Annotated in this window: 21 protein-coding genes and 1 other RNA gene; 2 read left to right on the forward strand and 20 right to left on the reverse strand. The window is 70.8% G+C overall.

Going from position 1 to position 25,480, the window contains the following annotated elements:
* Positions 1-361: 361 nt before the first annotated feature.
* From ACZ6ZQ_RS21325 to ACZ6ZQ_RS21375, 11 genes are all read right to left on the reverse strand, one after another.
* Complete coding sequence (locus tag ACZ6ZQ_RS21325; protein ID WP_469770071.1) at positions 362-2,737, reverse strand: HelD family protein; 2,376 nt, start codon at positions 2,735-2,737, stop codon at positions 362-364.
* An 87-nt stretch (positions 2,738-2,824) separates the two neighbouring features.
* Positions 2,825-3,679 (reverse strand): anti-sigma factor family protein, encoded by an 855-nt coding sequence (locus tag ACZ6ZQ_RS21330; RefSeq protein ID WP_469770072.1) that lies wholly within the window; start codon positions 3,677-3,679, stop codon positions 2,825-2,827.
* Complete coding sequence (locus ACZ6ZQ_RS21335; protein ID WP_453664053.1) at positions 3,676-4,317, reverse strand: sigma-70 family RNA polymerase sigma factor; 642 nt, start codon at positions 4,315-4,317, stop codon at positions 3,676-3,678. The genes ACZ6ZQ_RS21330 and ACZ6ZQ_RS21335 overlap by 4 nt, the downstream gene beginning before the upstream one ends.
* A gap of 117 nt (positions 4,318-4,434) precedes the next feature.
* Entirely contained in the window at positions 4,435-5,031 is a 597-nt protein-coding gene (locus tag ACZ6ZQ_RS21340; protein ID WP_469770073.1) for a CGNR zinc finger domain-containing protein, read from the reverse strand.
* 39 nt (positions 5,032-5,070) lie between these two features.
* The gene (locus ACZ6ZQ_RS21345; RefSeq protein ID WP_469770074.1) at positions 5,071-5,598 is read right to left on the reverse strand and encodes a GNAT family N-acetyltransferase; all 528 of its coding nucleotides are present in this window, start codon (positions 5,596-5,598) and stop codon (positions 5,071-5,073) included.
* 144 nt (positions 5,599-5,742) lie between these two features.
* On the reverse strand, positions 5,743-6,897 hold the full coding sequence (locus tag ACZ6ZQ_RS21350) for a uroporphyrinogen-III synthase (protein WP_469770075.1): 1,155 nt from the start codon (positions 6,895-6,897) through the stop codon (positions 5,743-5,745).
* Between the two features lie 75 nt (positions 6,898-6,972).
* Positions 6,973-8,325, reverse strand: a complete 1,353-nt coding sequence (locus ACZ6ZQ_RS21355) for a nitrate/nitrite transporter (protein WP_469770076.1) — start codon at positions 8,323-8,325, stop codon at positions 6,973-6,975.
* A 107-nt stretch (positions 8,326-8,432) separates the two neighbouring features.
* A complete protein-coding gene (locus ACZ6ZQ_RS21360) occupies positions 8,433-9,638 on the reverse strand; it encodes an acyltransferase family protein (RefSeq protein ID WP_469770077.1) in 1,206 nt (401 codons plus the stop codon).
* The gene (locus ACZ6ZQ_RS21365; RefSeq protein WP_469770105.1) at positions 9,635-11,758 is read right to left on the reverse strand and encodes a bifunctional polysaccharide deacetylase/glycosyltransferase family 2 protein; all 2,124 of its coding nucleotides are present in this window, start codon (positions 11,756-11,758) and stop codon (positions 9,635-9,637) included. Before ACZ6ZQ_RS21365 ends, ACZ6ZQ_RS21360 begins: the two co-directional genes overlap by 4 nt.
* Positions 11,759-11,830: 72 nt before the next feature.
* The gene (locus ACZ6ZQ_RS21370; RefSeq protein ID WP_469770078.1) at positions 11,831-12,388 is read right to left on the reverse strand and encodes a hypothetical protein; all 558 of its coding nucleotides are present in this window, start codon (positions 12,386-12,388) and stop codon (positions 11,831-11,833) included.
* Positions 12,389-12,685: 297 nt separating this feature from the next.
* On the reverse strand, positions 12,686-13,669 hold the full coding sequence (locus ACZ6ZQ_RS21375; RefSeq protein WP_469770106.1) for a LysR family transcriptional regulator: 984 nt from the start codon (positions 13,667-13,669) through the stop codon (positions 12,686-12,688).
* Between the two features lie 114 nt (positions 13,670-13,783).
* On the opposite strand from ACZ6ZQ_RS21375, the gene ACZ6ZQ_RS21380 reads away from it, so the two are divergent.
* Positions 13,784-15,004 (forward strand): MFS transporter, encoded by a 1,221-nt coding sequence (locus ACZ6ZQ_RS21380; RefSeq protein ID WP_469770107.1) that lies wholly within the window; start codon positions 13,784-13,786, stop codon positions 15,002-15,004.
* Positions 15,005-15,108: 104 nt separating this feature from the next.
* Here ACZ6ZQ_RS21380 and ssrA read toward each other — a convergent pair.
* The 5 genes from ssrA to ftsE all read right to left on the reverse strand — a co-directional run bounded on the left by ssrA (position 15,109) and on the right by ftsE (position 18,965).
* Positions 15,109-15,478: a transfer-messenger RNA gene (gene ssrA / locus ACZ6ZQ_RS21385) on the reverse strand.
* Positions 15,479-15,586: 108 nt separating this feature from the next.
* On the reverse strand, positions 15,587-16,066 hold the full coding sequence (smpB, locus tag ACZ6ZQ_RS21390; RefSeq protein ID WP_469770079.1) for an SsrA-binding protein SmpB: 480 nt from the start codon (positions 16,064-16,066) through the stop codon (positions 15,587-15,589).
* Between the two features lie 18 nt (positions 16,067-16,084).
* The gene (locus ACZ6ZQ_RS21395; protein WP_469770080.1) at positions 16,085-17,263 is read right to left on the reverse strand and encodes a S41 family peptidase; all 1,179 of its coding nucleotides are present in this window, start codon (positions 17,261-17,263) and stop codon (positions 16,085-16,087) included.
* A gap of 67 nt (positions 17,264-17,330) precedes the next feature.
* The gene (ftsX, locus tag ACZ6ZQ_RS21400) at positions 17,331-18,257 is read right to left on the reverse strand and encodes a permease-like cell division protein FtsX (RefSeq protein WP_469770081.1); all 927 of its coding nucleotides are present in this window, start codon (positions 18,255-18,257) and stop codon (positions 17,331-17,333) included.
* A gap of 18 nt (positions 18,258-18,275) precedes the next feature.
* The gene (gene ftsE, locus ACZ6ZQ_RS21405) at positions 18,276-18,965 is read right to left on the reverse strand and encodes a cell division ATP-binding protein FtsE (RefSeq protein ID WP_242337182.1); all 690 of its coding nucleotides are present in this window, start codon (positions 18,963-18,965) and stop codon (positions 18,276-18,278) included.
* Between the two features lie 293 nt (positions 18,966-19,258).
* Between ftsE and ACZ6ZQ_RS21410 the strand changes: the two genes are divergently transcribed.
* Entirely contained in the window at positions 19,259-19,450 is a 192-nt protein-coding gene (locus tag ACZ6ZQ_RS21410) for a hypothetical protein (protein WP_469770082.1), read from the forward strand.
* A gap of 106 nt (positions 19,451-19,556) precedes the next feature.
* Here the strand turns inward: ACZ6ZQ_RS21410 and ACZ6ZQ_RS21415 are convergent, their stop codons facing one another.
* The 4 genes from ACZ6ZQ_RS21415 to ACZ6ZQ_RS21430 form a co-directional block, all read right to left on the reverse strand.
* Positions 19,557-20,423 (reverse strand): hypothetical protein, encoded by an 867-nt coding sequence (locus tag ACZ6ZQ_RS21415; RefSeq protein ID WP_469770083.1) that lies wholly within the window; start codon positions 20,421-20,423, stop codon positions 19,557-19,559.
* A 382-nt stretch (positions 20,424-20,805) separates the two neighbouring features.
* The gene (prfB, locus tag ACZ6ZQ_RS21420) at positions 20,806-21,912 is read right to left on the reverse strand and encodes a peptide chain release factor 2 (protein ID WP_469770084.1); all 1,107 of its coding nucleotides are present in this window, start codon (positions 21,910-21,912) and stop codon (positions 20,806-20,808) included.
* Positions 21,913-22,149: 237 nt separating this feature from the next.
* Entirely contained in the window at positions 22,150-23,394 is a 1,245-nt protein-coding gene (locus ACZ6ZQ_RS21425; protein ID WP_469770085.1) for a serine/threonine-protein kinase, read from the reverse strand.
* Positions 23,395-23,551: 157 nt separating this feature from the next.
* The gene (locus ACZ6ZQ_RS21430; RefSeq protein WP_469770086.1) at positions 23,552-25,240 is read right to left on the reverse strand and encodes a serine/threonine-protein kinase; all 1,689 of its coding nucleotides are present in this window, start codon (positions 25,238-25,240) and stop codon (positions 23,552-23,554) included.
* Positions 25,241-25,480 lie beyond the last annotated feature (240 nt).

Raw genomic sequence — 25,480 nt, forward strand, 5'->3', positions numbered from 1 at the left:
AGCTTCGTTGCTGCGCCGCCCCGGCGGTGGCCGGGCAGGGCCCTCCGATGTTCGCACCTACCTGCGAGTAGCAGGTAATAGTGGTCCTTTTGTTTCTGGAAACTGTTTTCCACCATACGAGAAGTTGTAGGGAAACAGAAGAGGTCCGCGTCGCCGATGGGCGACACGGACCTCTTCTTCACACGTACTGGGTGGCACCGACCCGCCATGCTCGCCTCGCGGCAAGTGGTCCCTCTAAGGGACGAAGGTTGGGCCCGGGGGCTTGGATCGAGCCGGTGCCACACACAGGCTAACAAAGACTCCCAGAAGGTGATTCCTGTACGGCGAGTTGACAGCGGACCGGTCCCGGCGGCGGGCCCGGTCAGTCCCGAAGCAGGTCCGGGATCCCGTCCGCGTCCGGCTCGTCGCGCCTCCCCGACACCACCGTCAGCTGCTGGGTGGCGCGGGTCAGCGCCACGTACAGCACCCGCAGCCCGGCCGGGGACTCGTCGGCGATCTCCGCGGGTGAGACGACGACCGTCGCGTCGTACTCCAGGCCCTTCGCCTCCAGCGAGCCGAGCGCCACCGCGCGGTCACCGAGGTCCGCGAGCCAGCGGGCGGCCTCCGCGCGCCGGTTCATCGCGACGACGACGCCCACGGTGCCGTCGACCTCGTCCAGCAGGCGCTGGGTCTCCTGCCGCACGGTCCGCTCCAGATCGTCGCGTACCACGGTGAAGCGCGGCCGCAGCCCCGTCGAGCGGACCGCACGTGGCGCGTCCATGCCGGGCATCGCGAGCATCAGCACGCGGGCGGCGAGCTCCGCGATCTCGGAGGGGTTGCGGTAGTTGACGGTGAGGTCGAAACGGCGGCGGGGGCGGGTGCCGAGCGCCTCGTCGCGCGCCTCGGCCGCCTCGTCCGGATCCGACCAGGACGACTGCGCCGGGTCTCCCACGACCGTCCACGTGGCGTGCCGGCCGCGGCGGCCGACCATGCGCCACTGCATGGGCGTGAGGTCCTGCGCCTCGTCGACGATGACGTGGGCGTACTCGGTGCGCTCCGCGGCCAGCCGCTCGGCCCGCTCGCGCTGGGTCTCCTCGCGCTGCGGCATCAGCTCCTCAAGACCGGTGAGATAGTCCAGCGGATCGAGTTCGCGCTTCTTCTTCGGGCGGGCGGGGGTGCCGAGCAGTGTCTGCAGCTCGTCCAGGATCGCCACGTCGTGCACGGACAGACCGTCGCGTCTCAGGCTGCGGGCGACCCTGCGCACCTCGCCGGGGTTGAGAATGCGCCGCGCCCACCGGCCGAGCCGCCTCTCGTCCGCCATCGCGTCGAGCACCCCCCGCGGGGTGAGCTCGGGCCACCAGGCGTCCAGGAACGCGATGAACGAGTCCTCGGAGGTGACGTCCTCGTCGAAGGACGAGCGCAGCTCGGCCGCGAGCTCGGGATCGGTGTGGCGGGTGGCGGCGCCGGACTTGGCGTACAGGGCGTCGAGCAGAAGCCTGCGGGCGCGCGGGCGCAGCAGGTTGACCGGCGCGGTGCCGCTCAGCGCGTTCTGCCGGATGCGCCGCAGTTCGTCGGCCTCCAGCTCCAGCCGCCGCCCGAAGGCGACGACCCGCAGCCGGCCGGTCGGCCCCGCGGGCGACGCACCGCCGGTGCCCGCTCCCCTCGGCTCCTCACCGAAGGCGAGCTGCCCGTCGGTGCGACCGGCGCCGCGCCGCGCGTCCCCGGACTCCAGCGCCCCGCGCGCCGCCTTGCGCAGCACCTTCAGCATCCGCGAGGAGCCCTTGACGCGGGCGACCGCGGGTTCGTCGTACGTCGAGGCCTCGACCCCGTCGACCAGGGACCCCACCGCGCGGATGGCGACCTGGCCCTCCTCCCCGAGCGAGGGCAGCACGCCCTCGGTGTAGGCGACCAGCAGCGGCGTCGGGGAGACGACCAGAATGCCGCCCGCGTACCGCCGCCGGTCCTGGTAGAGCAGATACGCGGCACGGTGCAGGGCAACCGCCGTCTTGCCGGTGCCGGGCCCGCCGGACACCTCGGTGACGGATGCGGCGGGGGCCCTGATCACCAGGTCCTGCTCGGCCTGGATGGAGGCCACGATGTCCCGCATGGTGTGGCTGCGGGCCTGGCCGAGCGCGGCCATCAGCGCGCCGTCGCCGATGACGGGCAGCTCCAGTCCGCCCAGGGAGGCCTTGAGCTCGGGGCGCATCAGATCGTCCTCGACACCGAGGACCCGGCGGCCCTTGGAGCGGATGACCCGGCGGCGCACCACCCGGCCGGGGTCGACCGGGGTGGAACGGTAGAAGGGTGCGGCGGCCGGGGCGCGCCAGTCGATGACCAGCGGCGCGTAGTCGGAGTCGAGCACACCGATGCGGCCGATGTGGAGGGTCTCCGCGATCTCGGCCGTGTTGTCGTCCCGTACGGCGTCCTCGGCCGGCTCCACCGAGGTGTACGCGCCGTCGGGGCCCTTCTTGCCGTGCTTGCCGCGCAGCAGGTCGATCCGGCCGAAGAGGAAGTCCTCGAACTCGCTGTTGAGCCGGTTGAGGTGGACACCGGCCCGGAACACCTGGGCGTCCCGCTCGGCCAGCGCGCCGGGCGTACCGACCTGGCCGCGCTTGGCGGCGTCGTTCATCAGGAACTCCGCCTCGTGGATCTTCTCCTCGAGGCGGCGGTACACCTGGTCCAGATGTTCCTGCTCGACACCGATCTCGCGGTCACGGACCGTGTCGGCTGTGGTACCAGCGGCTTCCTGCGCGGCCACCGAGGCCCCCTTCTGACGTGCACTGGGCAGCCGTCAACCGTACGCGAAGGGGGCCGTTATGTCAGGCGGCAGGACCGGGGCCTTGTCTCAGGCGCCGACCTCCACCAGGCGCTTTCCGTCGAAGGTACGGACCTCGAAGTGATCGATCTCGTTCCGGTCCATCGCCGCTCCGCCATGGATGTACAGGGGACTCTTGCCCTGTTTGTTTGTACTGTCCGGAATGCCGTAACCCCACTTCGGGACGGCCCAGGAGGTGACGACCTCCTCCTCGCCGGTCTTGGAGACGGCGATCAGATTGCACTTGAGCGGACCCTTGACGTTCTTGAGCTCCAGAACGGTGTGGGTGCCCCAGCCCTTCTTCTCCATGCCGACCGTCGCGCTGACCTTGGTGACCGCGTCCGTGGCCTGGACCTTCTCCTCCATGTGGTTGAAGAAGGCGTCCTCGGCGGGGCTGGTCGGGTGGGGATCGGCGACATTGCTGCCGTGGTCGTCCCCCTGGGTGGCCACCACGGCGACGGCCGGGCCGCCGATGATCAGGGCCACCGAGGCTGCGATCATGTACATGCCGCGTCGGCGCTTCTGAGCGCGCTTGACGGCCACCTCGTCGACGAGCCTGCCCAGCAGCTGGGGGCTCGGTGCGGCCGGAATCACCGGGGCAGGCCGACGGGACGGCGGCTCCATGAGGGTGCTGGTGAACGGCAGAACATTCGGCTCCGGCGGCGCCGACCGCTGTCCGGGCGGTTCGGCGAGCATCGCCAGCATCGGCTCCATGCCCGCGAACTCTTCGAGGTGGGCGGCGCAGATGTCGCAGCCCGCCAGATGAGCTTCGAAGGCGGTGGCTTCCGCGTCGTCGAGAATGCCGAGGACGTACGCCCCCGCGGTTTCATGGACCGAGCCCTCTTCGGACTGTCCGAACTGTCCGAACTGGTCCTGCCTGTTCATGCCGTGACCCCCCTCTCCTCAAGAGCGAGCTTCATGGAACGCAATGCGTAGAACACACGGGACCGGACGGTCCCACTGGGTATGCCGAGCGTCTCGGCCGCCTCATTGACGGTACGCCCTTTGAAATACGTCTCGACGAGTACTTCCCTGTGCGCAGGGGTCAAATCATCAAGCGCATCCGATAGCGTCATCAGCCACAACGCCTTGTCGATCTCGTCCTCCGCGGGCATGACCTCCAGCGGCGACGGATCGACCTCCTGCGGCCGGGCCTGCCGGCTGCGGTGACCGTCGATGACGATGCGCCGTGCGACCGTCACCAGCCAGGGTCGGACAGAGCCGGTGGCCCGATTGAGCTGACCGGCGTTCTTCCAGGCACGGATGAGCGTCTCCTGCACCACGTCCTCGGCGCGCTGGCGGTCGCCGGCGACGAGGCGCAGCACGTAAGCGAGGAGGGGGCCGGCGTGCTCCTGATACAACGCGCGCATCAACTCCTCGTCGGGAACGGAGGTGCTGGTGCGCGGCGTAACAGCTCGATGCCGGGCCCTGCCTGAACGGTCATCGGCCACGGCGGCATCCTTGCGCACCTGAACCTCCCGGTCGAGACCTTGTCTGATGTCTGACTGCTTCCTGTCTTCCATCTCTACGGAGGCAACCGGAGATCCGCTCAATGCGGCCGGGAAATTCTTCAAGATCTTTCAGAGCGGTCCGCGGACGGACCGGGGGACGGGACTGCGGAGGGCTCTCCAGGCGCGTCCTCACATACGGGCAACTGCCGTGCGGCGGCGGTGTCTTGCGACCCGCTCGCGGTTGCCGCACACCTCGCTGGAGCACCAGCGGCGGCGCCGTCCGCGGGAGGTGTCGAGATAGACGCGCCGGCAGTTGTCGCCCTCGCAACGGCGCAGCCGGGCGCGCGCGACGGGGTCTGTGAGCAACTCCACAGCGTCGCGGGCGACTGCGGCGAGCATCGCGGCGCACTCGGGCCGGGCGAGCGGGGCGCGGACGAGGACGCCGTCGTCGTCGCGCACGGCCCTGAGGGCAGGCGGGGCGGAGTCGGCGGCGAGCGCGTTGAGCCGGTCGAGCGCGGCACCGGGGATGCTGGTCGGCCCGGTGTCGATCTGTTCGTGCACCAGGAGGCTTACGCAGTCACGCAGTTCGGCGAAGCGGTCGACCCAGTCCTGGCCGACCGGGTCGAGCGGTGTGCCTGCGGGCAGCAGTCCGGCCGCCGTCAGCCACTGGCCGAGCCGCTCGGGCCGGTCGAGCGGTCCCGGGCCCGCGGCGGGCTCTGCCGTCGCCACCAGGTCCAGACATACGCGCCCGGAATCGAACCGCCACTCGTACGAGCCGATGCCCATGAGTTCAGAGTGCCCCCGACGAGGCGCCGTCGGAACCCCTCAGACCGGAGGTGGATCGTCGTGCAGGATCCGCTGGAACAGCCGGTGGTCGCGCCACTCGCCGTCGATGTGGAGATACCGGGCGGCGATCCCGATGACCTCGAACCGCGCCTTCGCGAGGACGCGTTGAGAGGCGGCGTTCCCGAGCAGGGTCGCGGCCTCGACCCGATGCAGCCCGAGCTCCTCCCGGGCGGTCCGGCACACCTCCTCGACCAGCCGCGTGGCGAGACCTCGTCCGGTGTACTCGCCGTCGACCCAGTACCCGAGATGCGCACTGCGGAACGGTCCGAGCGCGACCCCCGAGAGCGTCGCCTCCCCGACGATCCTGTCCCCGTCGAACAGATGCCACCGGTACGCCCTCGGGTCGGCGAGCCGCGCCGCCTGCGCCGTTGCCGTATAGAACGACTCGGCCCTGCGCGGCTCCCACGGCCTCATGTACTCCCGATTACGCGCGAAGGCCTCGGCGAGCGCGGGCGCACGGTCGCCGGAGCCCGCATCGGCCGCCCCGACGGCGCGGATCTCGATCATGCTCGTACGGTAGCCCCGAAGGCGCCCGACGGCGTGCCCGGTGGACCGCCGCGTGCGCGTGCCGCCCGGGGCCGCGGCACGACGGCGGTACGACGACGGCACGGCCGCGGCACGGCGGCGGGGCGCACGTGGCCGCGGCGCTGGTCAGGCGTCCGCGTACTTGGTGTCGGCCACCGGGTCCAGGGCCAGGCGGTAGCCGCGCTTCACCACCGTCTGGATGAGGTTCGGCGTGCCGAGGGCGGTGCGGAGGCGGGCCATGGCCGTCTCGACGGCGTGTTCGTCGCGGCCCGCGCCCGGGAGGGCGCGCAGGAGGTCCGCACGGGAGACGACCCAGCCGGGGCGGTGTGCGAGGGTGTTCAACAGGGACATCCCGGCCGGCGGGACGGGACGCACCTCGCCGTCGATGACGACGGCATGGCCACGGATCTCGACGCGGCGGCCCGCCACCGGCAAGGCCCTGGCCCGCGAGGGCAGTTCGACGCACAGCAGCTGGACGAGCGGGCCGAGACGGAAACGGTCCGGCTGGACCGTGTCCAGGCCGTGCGCCTGGAGCGGCAGGGCGGTGACTGGGCCCACGCAGGCCGGCAGGACATCGTGGCGCAGGGCGTCCAGCAGTTCCGGAAGCAGGCCGCGGTCCTCGGCACGCGAGAACAGCGAGGCCGCCGCCGGGGCGCTCGTGAACGTCACCGCGTCCAGCGCCCGCGACACCGTGGCGTCGAGCAGCCGGTCCAGCGGACCCAGCTCCTCCGGCGGCATCCACCGGTAGACGGGTACGACGACGACCTCGGCGCCTCCGGCCCGCAGCGCCTCCACGAACCCGGGGAGCGGTTCGCCGTGCAGCTGCAGGGCCACCCGCCGGCCCGCGACACCCTCCGCGAGAAGACGGTCGAGCACCTCGGCCATCGACTCGGAGCTCGGCGACCACTCCTCCGTCAGCCCCGCGGCCCGGATCGCGCCCTTCACCTTCGGCCCGCGGGCGAGCAGTTCGACGCCGCGCAGACAGTCGAGCAGGTCCTCACCGCAGCCCCAGCCGTCCGCCGCCTCCACCCACCCGCGGAACCCGATCGCGGTGGTGGCGACGACGACGTCCGGGGCGTGCGCGATGAGCTCCTTGGTCGCGGCGAGAAGCTCGCCGTCGTCCGCGAGCGGCACGATCCGCAGGGCGGGGGCGTGCAGCACGGCCGCACCGCGGCGCTGGAGCAGCGCGCCCAGTTCATCGGCGCGCCTGGCCGCCGTCACGCCGACCGTGAAGCCCGAGAGCGGGGCGACCGCTGCGATGCCGTGCTGTTCGTCGTACATGCCGACCGAGCCTGGCAAGGAAGCGTGACAGGCTCGGTTCGGCTGCATTTCCTCGTGGTTACGAGGCACTCCAGGTCACACCTCGGCGTAGCTGAGCTGCGGCTTGGTCTCCGCGGCCGCGGTGGGCTGCGTCGCGGGCGCGGGCCGGCGAAGGTATACCGCCCAGGTGACCGTGAAGCACACCGCGTAGCAGGCGAGGAAGGCGACGAACGCACCCGTGCCCGTACCCGCGGTCAGGAACGACTGGCGGAAGGCCAGGTTGATGGCGAGCCCGCCGAGCGCGCCCACCGCACCGATCAGCCCCATCGACGCCCCGGACAGCCTGCGTCCGTACGCCTCCGCCGCCTCGCCCGTCATCCCGAGGGCGAGCGCCTTGGCCTTGAAGATGCCGGGAATCATCTTGTATGTGGAGCCGTTGCCGAGTCCGGTGAGGACGAACAGCCCGATGAAGCCGACGAGGAAGACCGGCAGCGACTCGATCACGGAGGCGTAGACGACGACACCGGTGGCCGCGGCCATCGCGGCGAACGTCCACAGCGTGATCCTGGCCCCGCCGAAGCGGTCCGCGAGCGACCCGCCGACCGGCCGGATGAGCGAGCCGAGCAGCGGCCCGATGAAGGTCAGCGACGCGGCCTGCAGCGGGGTCCGCCCGAACTGGGTCTGCAGCACCAGGCCGAAGGCGAAGCTGTAGCCGATGAAGGACCCGAACGTCCCGATGTAGAGGAACGACATGATCCAGGTGTGCGGGTCCTTCACCGCTTCCTTGGCCGCCCCGGTGTCGTTCTTCACGGGCGCCAGGTTGTCCATGAACAGCGCGGCACACAGCGCGGCGATCGCGATCAGCGGGATGTAGACGCCGAGCACGATCCGCGGGTGCATGGCGCCCGCGGTGCCGATGACCAGCAGCCCGACGAGCTGCACGACCGGGACGCCGATGTTGCCGCCGCCCGCGTTGAGCCCGAGGGCCCAGCCCTTCTTCCGCAACGGGTAGAAGGCGTTGATGTTGGTCATGGACGAGGCGAAGTTACCGCCGCCGACACCGGTGAGCGCGGCGACCGCCAGGAAGGTCCCGTACGACGTCCCGGGCTCCATCACCAGGTATGCGGCCCCGGTAGGCAGCAGCAGCAGCAGCGCGCTGAAGATGGTCCAGTTCCGGCCGCCGAAGCGGGCGACAGCGAAGGTGTACGGCACCCGGATCACCGCCCCGACCAGGGTCGCGGTCGCGATCAGGAAGAACTTCCCGGCCGGGTCCACTCCGTACTGGGGCCCCATGAACAGGACCATGACCGACCACAGGGTCCAGATGGAGAAGCCGATGTGCTCTGAGAGCACGGAGAAGACCAGATTCCGCCGGGCGATCCGCTCCCCTTCCTCCTTCCAGAAGGTCTCGTCCTCGGGGTCCCACTGCTCGATCCACCTGCTCGCCATGGCGCGCCTCCACTGCTGCTCCGGGTAGTGGATCCGACGCTAGGGAGGGCGGGTTTCAGCCCCGTGCCGTGAGGTGACCGGTGTGGAACCTTGCTCTCACCCGGAGCTCAGGCAGGCTGTGAGCCCTTTTCCCCGCGGGGTGCGCCGTTGGGCCAGAGCCGGGGCTTTCGCTTGGCCGCGAGGTCCTCCGCCCAGCCGAAGAGGACGATGCACACCGCGATCAGCCCCCAGGCGAGGATCAGCACCGGCACCCAGCTCTCCAGCAGCCAGGGGACGCGCTGCTCCAGGACGCCGATGCTCCAGAGCTGGTCCCACATGGTCGCGACGATCAGGATGCAGACGTTGTGCCAGAGGTAGACCGTGACCGCCCGTGAATTGAGCAGCGTGATCGTGCTGTCCCAGCCGCGCAGCTTCGCAGGCCATTCGGACCAGGACGGGCTGATGTGCAGCAGCAGGAGCACCGAACCGAAGGACCACAGCGCCTGCGCGAGCGGAATGCTGTCGAGGTCGAAGTCCGTGCGGAAGCCCTCGTGCAGGGCCCACCACAGGCCGACGGCCATGATCGCGGGCGCGACGGACGGGACGATGTAGCGGGGCAGCCGGCGCAGGATGCCTTCCTGGTGGGCCATGCCGAGGATCCAGCAGGCGCCGAAGGTGCTGAAGTCGGTGAGCGCGGAGTCGATCCGGCCCGGTACGGAGATGTACTCGAAGGCGAGGGCGGCGGAGAGCGCGAGCGGCGCGAGCAGGGTTGCCCAGGGCAGCTTCCGCAGCGCCCACAGGAGCAGCGGCGACAGCATGACGTACCAGAGGTATGCGCGGATGTACCAGAGCGGGCCTGCGAGGTCCTCGGCCCACGACTCACCCAGGAAGCCCGGGACGCCCGCGAGCTCACCGGCGAACGGCGGGTCGCTGACGGGGACGATCCAGAACAGCAGATGGGTCCACCACCAGCCGGGATGCCCTTCGGAACCGGGCCCCCAGCCCTGCAGCACCATGCCCGTCACACCGAACGCCCCCAGCACCCACAGCGGGGGCAGCAGACGGCGCATCCGCCCCCGGATCACCTGGACCGCGGGGCGCTTGAGGGAGCGGGCCATCAGGCTGCCCGCGAGCGCGAACATCACGCCCATGGACGGGAAGACCAGCGGCAGCCAGGCCCAGCCGACCAGGTGGTAGAGGACCACCCGGAAGAGGGCGAGGGCGCGCAGCAGGTCGAAGTAGCGGTCGCGTCCCGGCGCGGCGGCAGGGGCTGCGGCCTCCGGGGGCTTCCTCCTGTGGCGGGCGGGATGGAATTCGGTCGTTCCGGTCGTCACGCGACAGGCCTCCGGTCTTCACTGCTCCGCCGGGGGCTCGGTATCGAGCCCGGCGCCTCCACCGCTCCCGTCCGGCGGAGCTTCTGCCAGCGAAGCCGGCCGCCGGTGAGTGCGGTGATCCAGGACTGCAGCAGCACCACGTACATGAGCTGCCGGTAGAGGATCTGCTGGAGGGGCAGCGAGACCAGATGCGTCATGCGTTCCTTGTCGAGCCGGAACGCGTACGCGGCGCAGACGGCCTGGACGGCGAGGACGCCGAGCCAGGCGGCGATGGTCTTCTGGGTGGGGCCGAAGACCAGTCCGTACAGCAGGAAGACATCGATGAGCGGGGCCAGCAGCGGGAACAGCACCATGAAGAGGGAGACCAGCGGCAGACCGACGCGACCGAAGCGGCCGGACGGGCCGCTCTCGATCACGGCGCGGCGGTGCTTCCAGATCGCCTGCATCGTGCCGTACGACCAGCGGTAGCGCTGGGACCAGAGCTGCTGGACGGACTCGGGGGCCTCGGTCCAGGCGCGGGCCCGCTCCGCGTAGACGACGCGCCAGCCGTCGCGGTGCATCGCCATGGTGATGTCGGTGTCCTCGGCGAGGGTGTCGTCGCTCATGCCGCCGACCCGTTCGAGGGCCGAGCGGCGGAAGGCACCGACCGCGCCCGGAATGGTGGGCATGCAGCCCAGCACGTCGTACATGCGGCGGTCCAGGTTGAAGCCCATCACGTACTCGATGTGCTGCCAGGCGCCGATGAGGGAGTCGCGGTTGCCGACCTTGGCGTTGCCCGCGACCGCGCCGACGCTCGGGTCGCCGAAGGGCTGCACCAGTTCGCGGACGGTGGACGGCTCGAAGACCGTGTCGCCGTCCATCATCACGATGATGTCGTGGCGTGCGTTGCGGATGCCGTTGTTGAGGGCTTCGGGCTTGCCGGAGTTGACCTGGCGGACGACGCGGACATTGGGCAGCCACATGTCGTCGACGAGGTCCGCGGTGCCGTCCGTCGAGCCGTCGTCGATGACGATGACCTCGATCGGATGGTCGCTCTCCATCAGTGAGCGCACCGTGTTCTCGATGCACTCCTTCTCGTTGTACGCCGGGACGAGCACCGTCACCGGTTCGGTGACGGCCGGCCCCCAGCGGAAGCGGCGCCGGCGCACCTTGCGAGCGTGCCCGAAGGAGAGCAGCAGCATCAGTCCGAAGCGGGCGAAGACCAGCACACCGATCACGGCGAGGCCGACGGTCAGAGCGGCGGTGGTCTGCTCCGAGAAGGCGACGGCGGCGACCCACGCCTTGCCCTTCCACAGCTCGGGGCCGGTGACGGGGGTGTGGGCGCTGGGGGCGCCGAGGGCCTCGGTCAGATTGGCGAACGTGTAGCCGCGCTTCTGCATGTCGGGCAGGAAGCGGCCGAGTGCGGCCACGGTCTGGGAGCGGTCACCGCCGGAGTCGTGCATGAGCACGATGGAGCCCTTGGTCCCCTGGGGCGTGGCGCGCTTGATGATCGCGTCGACGCCGGGGCGCTTCCAGTCCTCGCTGTCCGTGTTGTTGAGCGCCGTGATGTAGCCGCGGCTGCCGATGTACTGGGTGACCGGCCAGGACTTGTTGTCGAAGGCGGCCGAGAACGACGAGTAGGGCGGCCGGAACAGCGATGTCCGGATGCCGGCGGCACCGGCGATCGCCAGCTGGTTCTGCGACAGCTCCCAGTCGATGCGGCCCTGCGTCTGGTACGCCAGATCGGGATGGTTGAAGGTGTGCAGCCCCACCTCGTGGCCCTCCGCGACCATCCGCTCCACCAGATCGGGGTAGCGGGACGCCATGGTGCCGGTCACGAAGAAGACGGCGTGCGCGTTGTATTCCTTCAGTTTGTCGAGGACCTTCGGCGTCCACACCGGGTCGGGGCCGTCGTCGAAGGTCAGCACCAGGTTCTTGTCGGGGACGCTGAGCGCCTTGGGCGCGCCCGGGGTACGGGCGTCGATGACCGGGCCGCCCTTGAGGATCTGCCGCGGTACCTGTTCGCTGGTGTCCGGGGGCCGTACGCGGTGGTCGGCGAGGATCTCACTGTGCACGTACCCGCGCAGCATCAGCATGGCGAGCAACGCGACCAGGAACACCGAGGGCAGCAGGTAACGCATGGGGAGCCTGCGCCGCACGGTGACCGGTCTGCCGCCGGGCCGCTGACGGGCCCGCCTGCCGGTGGGGGTCATCTACTGTGCGCCTTCCCCGGCCAGCTGCTGGCCGCCTTGCTCCACCGGTGGGCCGGTGGGTCCTTCCGTCGGTGCTGTCGCGCTGTCCGTGGGCTGGGGGGCCGACGGCGTGGGCTCCTGCCCCCCGGGGCCCGACGGAGGGGCGGACACGGTGGGCTTCGGGTCGGGTGTGGCGCCACCGGCGCCGCCGGTGGTGCTCGCCGCGCTGCTGCCCGGATCGGCCGTGGTGCTGGGCTGCCCGCCGGTGAGCGGGTCGCCGGGGGAACCGCTGGGCCGCGACGGGATCAGGGCGCCCGCGGTGTCGGTGGGCCCGGGGGCGCCGGGCGTGCCTCCGGGCACGGCCGGATCGGAGGACGTGCCGGTGGGGCCGGGCGACTCCCTGACGACGCCGCTGTTCTGCTCGTCCGCGGGGCCGGGGATCAGCAGCCACGGCGCGTCCGAGTTGCCGCCCATGAGGGCGACGAGGAGCGTCACGGCGTAGCCGGCGCAGGCGATCGCCAGAACCCAGCCGATGCGGCGGAACTTCTTGCTGCGCCGACCGCTTTCGTCGACGAACACCGGTCCGTCGGAGCCTTCTTGAGGGGCCGGCTGGGCCGGGAGCTCCGAGAGCAGACGCCCGAGACCATCGAGCTGAACGGTGACCTCGTTGGGCTCATGGCTGTGCCCTGTATGGGCGTTTTCTCGCCAGTTTTCCACTGCAGTACGCACTTCCCCCACGGAACGGAGAGCGGGTGCGCGCACGACTGAACCGGACACTTGCCGTCGGACCGGGCCCCCACCCGACCCAAGCGCCCCCAACCACGATGCACCCGGGCCATGAATGTAGCGCACCCCGATGACTGCCGTGCCCCGATGTCAGTTGTCGTCCGGCACGAGACACCGGACCGTGACAAGAGACCGGTCCGGATCGGGGAGCCAGCTGCCGGGGGGCATTTCCAGCCAACCCTCTGCCGCGGCAAGTTCGCCCGCGGCGGCCCGCAGGGCGTCGAGGCCCGGGTGCTTCAACCCCCGCCGCCACACCAGCGACACCGGTGACAGCGGTACGGGCTCGACCAGGGGCCGTACGACCATGCCCGGCACCGGGAGGAACTCCCTGCTCGCCAGCACCGACCACCCTCGCTTGCGCACGACCCGCACGAACTCCTCCTGCCCGTTGATCTCCGGGAAGGGGTCGGCCATGACGATGCCCCGGCCCTCGAACAACCGGGCGGCCAGATCGGTCCACTCCGCGGTCGCCGCGTTGCCCGCGCCCGCGTAGAGGGTCTCCCCCGCCAGTGCGCCCAGGGGCACTTCAGCACGTGAGGCGAGCGGATGGTCCTCCCGCAGCAGTACGGCCATGCGTTCGTACCGCACCGGCTCGTGCGCCAGATCGGCGCGCATCGCCGGGTCGAGCCCCGCGATGCGCCCGTAGGAGGCATCGAGCCGTCCGGCGAGGATCTCGGCGGCGGCGCCGGTGAGGCCGCTGAGGTAGCGGGCGACGAACTCCAGGCCGGGGGCCGCCCGTCGGGCCTCCGCCAGCACCCGGTAGCCGGTCCCCACAGGGGCGCCGACGTCGACCAGCAGCGGCCTGTCCGGATCCGCGAAGGCGGCGGCCAGCTCGTCGTGGGCGTCGAGGACCCGACGGGCGTACGGCAGCAGCCGCTCGCCGTCCGCAGTGAGCGTCACCTGCCGGGTGGTCCGTACGAACAACTCGGCGCCCAACTCGCGCTCCAGCCGCCGGATGTCACGGCTGAGGGCCTGCTGGGCGACGTACAGCCGAGCCGCCGCGCGGGTGAAGTGCAGCTCGTCGGCGACGGCGAGGAAGGCGCGCAGCAGCCGGGGTTCGAGGTCTCGGGACAGGGACACGGCGACGAATTTACAACAGGGGCGCGTCAATGGGCTCCGAACAGGTGTTGGACCCGCACGGGCACCCGCGGCGAGCCTTGATCCATGCCGCAGAACACCTCACCCACGATGGCCACCACCGGCGGGACCCTGGTCCTGGCGCCCGGATTCCAGGAGCCGGACCACCCGCGCCCGCCGGGCCCGTACACCCGCCTCTTCCGCACTCCCGGGGCGCGGGCCTTCACCGCGGGGAACCTCATCGCCCGCCTCCCCATGGGGATGTTCAGCGTCAGCGCCGTGATCATGATCGCGGGGGCGCGTGGCTCGTACGCGCTCGCCGGGGCCGTCACCGCGACCGGCCTGGCTGCCACGGCCGTCGTCGCTCCATGGACGGCGCGGCTCGTCGACCGGTACGGCCAGGCCCGTATCGCGGTCCCCGCCACCGTGCTCGCGGTGCTCGGGTCGCTCGCCCTGCTGCTGTGCGTGCGGTACGACGCACCCGACTGGACCCTGTTCGCCGCGTACGCCGCCACCGCCACCACACCCAACACGGGCGGGATGTCCCGGGCCCGCTGGGCCCACCTGCTCAAGGGCGACCCCGGTGCCCTGCACACCGCGAACTCCTTCGAGCAGGCCGCCGACGAGCTGTGCTTCATGCTCGGCCCGGTGCTCGCGGCCCTCCTCTGCTCGGCGCTGTTCCCCGAGGCCGGCACGCTCGTCGGTGCCGTACTCCTGCTCACGGGCGTCCTGGTGTTCGCGGCCCAGCGCGGCACCGAGCCACCGGTCGCCCCGCGCGTCCTCGTCGGCTCGCCCGTCCGTACGCCCGGAATGGCCCCGATGCTGGCCGTCTTCCTCGCGACCGGCGCGGTCTTCGGCTCGATGGAGGTCGTCACAATCGCGTTCGCGGACGGCCCGGCGGCGGGCCCGGTGCTGGCCCTGCAGGCCGCCGGCTCGTGTGTGGCGGGGCTGGCGTACGGCAGGGCCCGCCGCGGCGCCGGACTGCGGACGTGCCTCGCCGCGATGACGGCGCTGATGGGGCTGCCCCTGCTCGCGGCGACCGCGACCGGCTCGCTCTTCGCCGTCGCGGGTGCGCTGCTGATCGCGGGGATGGCGACCGCCCCGACGATGGTGACCGGGATGGGCGTGATCCAGCGGCTCACCCCCGAGGCCCGGCTGAACGAGGGAATGACCCTCGCCGTCACCGCGCTCCTCGGCGGTATCGCGCTGGGCTCGGCGAGCGGTGGCTGGACGGTGGAGCACGCGGGCGCGGCGTACGGCTACGGGATCCCGATCGCCGCGGCGGCCACCGCGCTGGCGCTGGCGTGCATGACGAAGGCCCGGCTGCCGTGACGGCTGGCGAGCATGACGAAGGCCCGGCTGCCGTGACGGCTGCCGGGCCTTCGCCCACATGGGGTGCGGGGGTCTCCGTGGGCACGCCCACGGAATTCCTCCGTTTGTGGAGATGGCGGGAATCGAACCCGCGTCCAACGGTGCAGAATCAGGGCTTCTCCGTGTGCAGTTCGCTGCGATTTTCTCGGCCCCGGAGATCACGCGAACAAGTCTCCGACGGGCTCAGCCACTGTTTGATTTCCCTCCAGGCCCCGTGACCGGGCTTAGAGGTTTAGTTCCCTAGCTGATGCCAGGATCCGGGTCGGGAACAGCCCCGGGCTGACACTTCGCAAGTCGCTACTCAGGCAGCGAGGGCGAAGGAATCGCGCTTGGTGTTGGCGATTATTGGTTGCGACATATGGTTTACGAGATCATTGCCGCTTCCTCGACACGCTTCCCCTGCTTCGACATCCGCTGTCGAAACCGATCATCCCCATGTTGAGTTAACAAACGTACCCCCTCTGGGAGGGCACTTGCCATCGTACGTGACCAACGCACGAGGGTGCCAGCCTATTCCCCGCGACAGGGGAGGTCAGGCCACGGTCAGGCGCGCTGACGGCGCCGTGCCGCCGACATCGCCCGGTCCGCCTCGCGCCGGTCCTGCTTCTCCCGCAGGGTCTGCCGCTTGTCGTACTCCTTCTTGCCCTTGGCGAGCGCGATCTCGACCTTCGCGCGGCCGTCCTTGAAGTACAGGGCGAGCGGCACGATGGTGTGGCCCGTCTCCTGGGACTTGGCCTCCAGCTTGTCGATCTCCACCCGGTGCATGAGCAGCTTCCGCTTGCGCCGGGCGCTGTGGTTGGTCCACGTGCCCTGGCTGTACTCCGGCACGTGCACGTTGTGCAGCCACGCCTCGTGTCCGTCGATCTGGACGAACCCGTCCACGAGCGAGGCCCGCCCCTGGCGCAGCGACTTCACCTCGGTCCCCATCAGCACGAGACCGCACTCGTAGGTGTCGAGGATGTGGTAGTCGTGCCGCGCCTTCTTGTTCTGCGCGATCAGCTTGCGCCCTTTTTCCTTAGCCATAGTGCGGTCATTTTCGCACTACGAGCCGGTGCCGAGGCCACTCAATACTGTCTGGGCCCGTTCCTCGGCCCGCTCGCCGACCGAGAGGTCCGGCGTGATGCCCCGGCCGTCGACGTCATGACCCGCGGGCGTGCGGTAGTGACCGACGGTGAGCTCGGCCACGGACCCGTCGGGCAGCCGCTCCGGCATCTGGACCGAGCCCTTGCCGAAGGTCCGCGAACCCACGGTGACCGCGCGGCCACGGTCCTTGAGGGCTCCCGTGACCAGCTCGGCGGCGCTCATCGTGCCGCCGTCGACGAGGGCGACGACAGGCCGCTCGGTGTCCCCACCCGGCACGGCGTACAGGGCTTTCTGCTCGCCGCGCACCTCGTACGTGGCGACCAGGCCGCCGTCCAGGAAGGCGGACGCGGCGGTCACGGCCTCGGAGACCAGGCCGCCGCTGTTGCCGCGCAGGTCGAGCAGGACGCCGGCGCCGGCGGGGGCATCCCTGACGGCTTCGCGCACCCGCTCGCCGGTGCCCTTGGTGAAGGCCGCCACCCTGATCATCACGGCGCCGGCCGGGCCGTTGCCGAGTCGCCGGACGGTGACGGCCTCGGTGGCGAGCCTGGCCCTGCGCAGGGTCTCGGTCCAGGCGCGCTCGCCGCGCTGGAGGCCCAGCACCACGGACGAGCCGGCCCCGGCGGCCTTGCCGTCCCCGCGCAGCAGGGCGACGACCTCGCTGACCGGGCGTCCGTCTATGGCGGCGCCGTCGATCGTCCGCAGCTGGTCGCCGGTCCTGATCCCGGCCCTGTCGGCGGGCCCGCCGCGCTGCACGCGGGCCACCTCGACCCGCCCGTCGGTGCCGCGCCTGGCCCACAGCCCGACGCCCGTGTACGCACCCTCGAGCGCCCGCGCGAACTCTTCGTACTCACCCTTCTCGTACACCGCGCCCCAGCGGTCGCCGCTGCGGCTGACGACGTCCTCGGCGGCCTTGGCGCCGGACTTGCCGTCGGCCATGGCCTCGGCGGCGGCCCGGGCGACCTCGTCCCGGTCGACGGTCGCAGCGGCCGCACTGACGCGGGACGGGGGCAGTTCGTCGCCCACGCGGGGCAGCAGATCGGTGGCCGCGGCAGTGGCGAGGACGCTCGCGAAGACCAATGTCAGGGCCGCCCCGCGGCGGAATCCACGGGGCATCATGGGTGATTCGGGGCCCGGCATGGCGACCACTCTAGGACAAGCGAAGGGCGCCGTACGGCGGTTGACCGTACAGCGCCCAGGGCGCTTGTCACACCTTCAGGTACTTGCGCAGAGCGATGAATGCGGCCATGGCGGGCATCAGCAGACCGATCGCGAGCACCAGCGGAAGCTTGGTGATCACGGCGTCCCAGCCGATGAAGTTGACCAGTTCCATCTTCTCGGAGAGCGCCAGACCGCTGTCGATCAGGAAGTACCGGCCGACGAGCAGCATCACACAGGCCACCGCACCGCCGAGCAGCCCCGCGAAGGCGGCCTCCATGATGAACGGCATCTGGATGTAGAAGCTGGACGCGCCGACGAGCCGCATGATTCCGGTCTCACGCCGACGGCTGAACGCCGAGACACGCACCGTGTTGACGATCAGCATCAGCGCAATGACCAGCATCAGCCCCATCACGAACAGGGCCGCGATGTTCATGCCGTTCATCAGGTCGAACAGGTTCTGCAGGATGTTGCGCTGGTCCTGGACGGACTGCACACCGTCCCGGCCGGCGAAGGCGGTGGCAACCACCTTGTACTTCTCCGGGTCCTTGAGCTTGACCCGGAACGATTCCTGCATCTGGTCCGGGGTGATGGTGGCGGCGATCGGGGTGTCGCCGTACTGCTCCCGGTAGTGCTTGTACGCCTCGTCGGCCGTCTCGTGATGGATGGTCTCGACGATGTCCATCTTGTCCAGGTCGGCCTTGATCTGCTCCTTCTGCTGAGCAGTGACCGCACCCTTCTGGCACTTGGTGGTGCCGACACCGGACTCCGCGTCGTTCTTGTTGCAGAGGAAGATCGAGACGTTGACCTTGTCGTACCAGAAGTCCTTCATCGTGCTGACCTGCTCACGCATGAGCAGCGCACCGCCGAAGAGAGCGAGCGACAGGGCCACGGAGACGATGACGGCGAAGGTCATCGTCAGATTACGGCGGAGACCGACGCCGATCTCCGACAGTACGAACTGGGCGCGCATGGGGAGTCGTTCAGCCTTTCAGTGCTGGTAGCCGTAGACGCCGCGCGCCTGGTCGCGTACGAGACGGCCTTGCTCGAGTTCGATCACGCGCTTGCGCATCTGGTCCACGATGTTCTGGTCGTGGGTCGCCATGACCACGGTCGTACCGGTCCTGTTGATCCGGTCGAGCAGCTTCATGATGCCTACGGAGGTCTGCGGGTCGAGGTTGCCGGTCGGCTCGTCCGCGATCAGCAGCATCGGCCGGTTGACGAACGCCCGCGCGATGGCGACACGCTGCTGCTCGCCACCGGACAGCTCGCCGGGCATACGGTCCTCCTTGCCGCCGAGACCGACGAGGTCGAGGACCTGCGGCACGGCCTTGCGGATCTCGCCGCGCGGCTTGCCGATGACCTCCTGCGCGAACGCCACGTTCTCCGCGACGGTCTTGTTCGGCAGCAGACGGAAGTCCTGGAAGACCGTGCCGAGCTGGCGGCGCATGTGCGGGACCTTCCAGTTGGACAGTCGCGCGAGGTCCTTGCCCAGGACATGCACCATGCCGTGGCTGGCGCGCTCCTCGCGCAGGATCAGCCGCAGGAAGGTCGACTTTCCGGAACCGGACGAGCCCACGAGGAAGACGAACTCCCCCTTTTCGATCTCCAGGGAGACGTCACGCAGGGCGGGGCGGTTCTGCTTGGGGTAGCTCTTGGAGACGTTGTCGAATCGGATCACGGGTGCACCACGGTCGGCCGGGAGTAGGTGTGCGTGACATTACGCGACTGGCGATGGCGCGCGTAGTCACCGTACGGAGTTGCGCGTTTTGTCCGTTCCGAGGATCCTCCCGCAAGCCTTACGGAACGGGTGTAATCCGGCGGGGCGCGCCGAAACGCGCGGGAGCTGGCACAGTGGTACGGGAACGGATGCGTTTCCCGGAGCGTTGCGCGGAGAGGAACGCAGAGCAACACCAAGGAACGCCGGGAGAGCGGACTCTGCGGCGGCTCCGCCGCGCGGGAGGAGGAGAGCGCATGACCTATGACCGACTGGTGTGCGCCAACTGCGCGGCGCCCGTCACGGAGGGCCGGTGCCCCGTCTGCCGGGCCAACCGGGAGCGCCTGCAGCAGGAAGGCCCCCTGGCGGGCCTGAGCCCTGCGGCGCTGCTGACGCTGCTGGTGGTCCTGGTGGCCGCGGTGGCTCTGCTGGCCCACCAGACCGCGTAGCTCCCCTCACAGGGGCGGTACAGGGCCTTTGCGGCCTACAGGGACACACAAGGGCCCGGGGTGCCGATGGCACCCCGGGCCCTTGTCACGTACTGCTACCGCCTGGTCACACGGCGGTGCGGCCGCCGCCCACGAGACGCGGCAGCATCCGGAACCCGATGCCACCGGCGATCATCGTCGCGGCACCGACCAGCAGGAACGTGGTCTCGGCGGCGCCGGTCTCCGCCAGCTCCTCCTTGGCCTTGCCCTGCTCGACCGGCTTCGAGCCGGCGTTGTCCGTGTCGGTGTTGTCGGCGCACTCGGCACCGTCGAGGTCGACGGTGCAGGTGCCGGCGTCGCCACCGCCGGTGGCGACGGAGCCGCCCGTGGCGCCACCAGTGGCGGTGGAGCCGCCCTGGTCGCCGCCGCCGGAGTTGCCGTTGCCGCCGGAGTTGCCACCGGAGTTGCCGTTGCCGCCGGAGTTGCCACCGGAGTTGCCGTTACCACCGGAGTTGCCGTTGCCGCCGTCGGTCGTGCCACCGTCCGTGGTCGTGCCGCCGTCCGTGGTCGTCCCACCGTCGGTGGTCGTGCCACCGTCCGTGGTCGTCCCACCGTCGACAGTGCCGCCAATGACACCACCGATGGTCGTGCCGCCGTCCGTGGTCGTGCCACCGTCGGTGGTCGTGCCGCCGTCCGTGGTCGTGCCACCGTCCGTGGTCGTCCCACCGTCCGTGGTCGTCCCACCGTCGGTGGTCGTGCCACCGTCGGTCGAGCCGACGATGGTGCTGCCGCCGTTGTCGCCACCCTCGGTCTCGTTGATGCCGAGACCGATCTCGGCACCCTGCTCGTTGACCTCGGCCTTGGCGCCGATGCCCGCGACGTTCACGTCGATGCCGACGGCCGAAGCGGCGCCCGCGGCGGTCAGGGACGCACCGGCGGCGATCACCGCACCAGCGGCTATCCGCGCAACGCGGACCCGCGTCTTCTTGGTCATCTGCCTGCTACCCCCAGTAGCTGATTCGTCTGTAGTGCAGCGTCCGGGGCTGTAGCCGCCGAGGGTCGTTCTTCCGTTTCCCCCGCTCACACGCGCCCCAGTAGATACGCATGCCGCGCGTCAGCCTTCCCATTTTTCGCGAACACGTCAAGGTCGTTGCGCGTGCGATGCCCGAAATAAGGGGAGTTGACCAAGGTACGGGCCTGCAATTGTGACGTAAACCCGGAACTGGCGCCTCGTAGATGCCAGTTCCCTTGTCGACAAAGCGAGCTGACGCATCGTATTCCGCTTGCGTCAGCGAATCCGGCGCCCTCGCTGTTGTCGTACGCAAAAGGTGCCGGACCCGTGAAGGGCCCGGCACCTTTCCGTCAGGAACGCGAGGTTACTTCTCCTGCTGCTTGCGCCAGCGGATGCCGGCCTCCAGGAAGCCGTCGATCTCGCCGTCCAGCACCGACTGCGGGTTACCGACCTCGAACTCCGTACGGAGGTCCTTGACCATCTGGTACGGGTGGAGGACGTACGAACGCATCTGGTTGCCCCAGGAGTTGCCGCCGTCGCCCTTGAGGGCGTCCATCTTGGCCTGCTCCTCCTGGCGGCGCCGCTCGAGGAGCTTCGCCTGGAGGACGTTCATGGCGCTCGCCTTGTTCTGGATCTGGGAGCGCTCGTTCTGACAGGAGACGACGATGCCGGTCGGGATGTGCGTGATACGGACCGCGGAGTCCGTCGTGTTGACACCCTGGCCGCCCGGGCCGGACGCGCGGTAGACGTCCACGCGCAGCTCGGACTCGTCGATCTCGACGTGGTCGGACTGCTCGACGACCGGGAGGACCTCGACGCCCGCGAAGGACGTCTGGCGGCGGCCCTGGTTGTCGAACGGGGAAATGCGGACCAGGCGGTGCGTGCCCTGCTCCACCGAGAGCGTGCCGTAGGCGTACGGCGCCTTCACGACGAAGGTGGTCGACTTGATGCCGGCCTCTTCCGCGTACGAGGTCTCGTAGACCTCCGTGCCGTAGCCATGGCGCTCGGCCCAGCGCAGGTACATGCGCTGGAGCTGCTCGGCGAAGTCGGCGGCGTCGACGCCACCGGCCTCGGCCCGGATGTTGACGAGCGCCTCGCGCTCGTCGTACTCGCCGGAGAGGAGCGTGCGGACCTCCATCTCGTCCAGCGCCTTCCGGACGGCTTCCAGCTCGGCCTCGGCCTCGACGCGGGTGTCCGGGTCGTCCTCGGCCTCGGCGAGCTCGAAGAGCACGCCCAGGTCGTCGATCCGCCCGCGCAGCGCCTCCGCCTTGCGGACCTCGGCCTGCAGGTGCGAGAGCTTGCTGGTGATCTTCTGCGCCGCCTCGGGGTCGTCCCACAGGGACGGCGCCGCCGCCTGCTCCTCGAGCACGGCGATATCTGCCCTCAGCTTGTCGAGGTCCAGGACGGCCTCGATCGACCCCATGGTCGAGGAGAGGGACTTCAGCTCTTCGGATACATCGACGACTGCCACGGGTCCAGCGTAACGGCTGTCCGCGACACGCCGTCGCGTCTGTCCACAGCCCTGGCTGCGAGCGGCCCCCGAAAAGGGCCGCGACGGCCCCGGAAGCCAGGGCTGCGAGCGGCCCTCGATCGGGGCTTTGAGGGGCCGGAAGTCAGGGCCGCCGGGGCGCCGGACAGGTCCTGGGGCTGGGTCCTGGGGCTGGATCCTTGGGGCTGGATCCTTGGGGCTGGGTCCTGGGGCTGGGTGCTAGGGCTGTGACGGGGCCGACTGCTTGGAGTCCTGCGGAGCCGCGTCGCCGTCGTCGCCGCCCACCGCGAGCCAGCCTCCGACCCCGACCGCGGCGGCCAGCACCAGTCCCGCGACACCGAGCGTGATGCGGCGCCTGCGGACCGCTTCCGCCTTGTGACGGGCGGAGCCGGGGCGGCGCTGGCCGGGGGTGCGGGGGGCGCGGGCCGTGCCACGGGCGCCGCCCGCGAGCTCGTCGGGGCCGGGGACGCGCATGGAGGTGTGGGTGTCCCGGTTCGAGTCGGTGGCCGAGCCGGGGACCAGCGGGACGGCGGCTCTGCGGGGCGCGGTGGGGAGGGTCGCGTAGTCCGGTTCGTCGTACGGCTCGGACGAGGGCGCTGCGTCCGCTGCGTACGGCTCGTCCACGTCGAGCGGCGGCATGCCCGCCAGCAGGGGCAGCAGGTCGTGCAGCCGGGAGGCCAGCTCGGAGGCGCGGAGCCGGGACGCGGGCGCCTTGGCCAGGCACTGGACGATCAGCTGCCACAGCTCGTCCGGGATGCCGGGGAGCGGGACGACGGTCTCCGTGACATGGCGGCGCAGGACCGCGCCCGGGTGGCCGCCGCCGAAGGGTGTGAAGCCGGCTAGCAGCTCGTACAGGACGGTCGCGAGGGCGTAGATGTCGACGGCGGCGCGCGGCGGCAGACCCTCGACGATCTCCGGGGCGAGATAGTCCGGCGTCCCGATGATCTTCGTGGCCTTGGTGCGGCGCGGGGTGTCGATCAGCTTGGCGACGCCGAAGTCGGTCAGCAGGGCCGGGTGGGCGCCGCCGGGGCCGAGCGGGCCCTCCATGTCCAGCAGGATGTTCTCCGGCTTGACGTCGCGGTGGACGACGCCGGCGGCGTGCGCCGCGGCCAGGCCCTCGGCGACATCCGCGATGATCGCGACGGCGGCCTCGGGGGCGAGCCGGCGCTCCCGGTCGAGACGGGTGCGCAGATCGGTGCCGCGGACCAGGTCCATCACGAGGGCCAGGTCGTTGCCGTCCACGACGAGGTCGCGGACGCCGACGACGCGGGGGTGGTCGAGTCCGAGCAGGGCCGTACGCTCCTGCACGAAGCGTCCGACCAGCTCCTGGTCGGAGGCGAGGTCCTCGCGCAGCAGCTTGATCGCGACGGGGCCTTCGGGCCCCTCGCCGAGCCACACCGTGCCCGCGCTGCCCCGCCCCAGGATCTGGTGGGCCGTGTACCGGCTGCCGATATTCCGTGCCAAGACTGCTCCCTCAGCGGCTGGCGTTGCCCATCAAAGTACGCGGGCGTCGGGGTGTTGAGTGCCCCGGATGGCGCCAACCGTCACTTCTGCGGGGCTATTTCCCCCGCAGAAGTCGACATAACGACAGAGTGATCGCTCTCCGCGGAGCGATCGCCGGCTACTGGCCGGTGCCGGTACCCGTACTGGTACCCGTGCCCGGGTCCGTGCCTCCGGTGATCTCCGAGACCCAGTCGCTCACCGAGCCGACGGCGTCGCTGATGGCCCTCCAGTAGCTCTGCCCCTGGCCGATCCAGTCCTGCAGCGGGGTGAGCTCCCAGATCAGCCAGCCCGCCACGAACATCAGGACCAGTGTGAACAGGCAGCCCTTGAGGCAGCCCAGGCCCGGGATCCGCATGGGGTTCGCGCTCCGCTGCCGGGGCTGGCGCGGCGCGGGCTGCTGGGGCGGCGGCTGCGGAGGCGCGTACTGCTGTCGCTGCGGAGGCTGCGGGGCGTACTGCTGCTGGGCCGGCGGGGGTGCGTACGGCTGCTGCTGCCGAGGCTGCGGCTGGGGCCGCTGCTGCCGCTGAGGGCGCTGCTGGTACGGCTGGGGCGCCGGCTGGCGCTGCGGGCGGCGCCGCAGCGGGTCCTCGCTCGGGTCGAGGTACTGGACCTGGGTCTGCTCGTTGCGGTCCCGGGCCGCCTGCAGCTGGGACTGCCAGGGGTGCGGGTCCTCCGGTCGCGGCGGGCCGTCGGGACGCGGCGGCACCGGCGGCATGACCGCGGTCGGGTCGGCGGCGGCTCCGCGCGGCAGCACGCTGGTGGGGTCCGCGGCGCCGGCGGGGCCGCCGGTCTGCGGCATCACGCTGGTCGCGGCGCCCGGGTCGTACTGCGACGCATTGCTCTGCAGCACCTGAGTGGGGTCGGCCGCGCCGGGGACACCAGGAACGCCGGCGGGCGCCGGGTCGGGCGCGAGCAGGGCGCCCACGCCCTCCGCCGCCTCGATCCGGTCGGGCGTGGCGTGCACGCCGATGCCCGCGGCGACGGTACGCAGCCCACGGGCGAGACTCTCCGCGCTGGGCCGCTCGCCCGGCTCCTTGCGCAGACAGCGCTCTATGACCGTCCAGAGCGGGCCGGGCACGGACGACGGGCGGCGGGGCTCCTCGCTGAGGTGCTGGTGAAGGACCTCCAGGGCGGTAGCGCCCGCGAACGGCGGACGGCCGGTGACCAGCTCGTACAGCATGATCCCGGCGCCGTAGACGTCGACCGCGGAGGTCTGCGGACGGCCCTCCGCCGACTCCGGCGCGACATACGCGGGGGTGCCGACGAACTCGTGCGTACGGGTCAGGCCGGGGGAGTCCGCGAGGCGCGCGATGCCGAAGTCGGTGAGCATCGGGTGCATCTCGCCGCCCCGCTCGGCGAGCAGGACGTTGGCGGGCTTGAGATCGCGGTGGACGACGCCGTCGGCATGGCTGGCGGCGAGCGCGTCGGCGATCTGGGCGGTGAGGAGGGAGGCCGCGACCGGGGAGAACGGGCCGTTCTCGCGGATGTAGCGGTGCAGGTCCGGGCCCTCGACGAGGTCCATCACCAGGGCGAGGACATCGCCCTCGACGACCAGGTCGCGGGTGCGCACGATGTTCGGGTGCGTGAGACGCAGCAGGACGGAGCGCTCGCGCAGGAAGCGCATCACGATGTCCGCGTCGTTCGCGAGCTCCTCTTTGAGGACCTTGATCGCGACGGTCTCGCCGGGCTGGCCGGCCACGGCCGCCTCGGCGCCCGCGGTCTCCCGCTGGCGGGCTCGCCAGACGGTGCCCGTGGCGCCGCGGCCGAGCGGCTCCTCGAGCAGGTACTTGCTGCCTACCGGCCGCACGTCATGCGCTCCCTGCTGATCGTGGTTCTGATGGTCCCGGGCGTCATGGTTTCGACGTCCCCGGGTTCATAGTTGGACCCTCCTGGGTGTCCGACCCACTGTAGTGCCGCCGATCGGGTCACCGGTGTGGTCACCGGATTGGCCGGTAAGACGTCAGCGGCGCACCGATGGTTGCCGAACGGCCGTGCGGAGCACGGCAGAGGCGATCCCAACCAGGCACTTTTACGTCCAGAGCCGACC

The sequence above is a fragment of the Streptomyces sp. NPDC053673 genome (genome assembly GCF_055585225.1).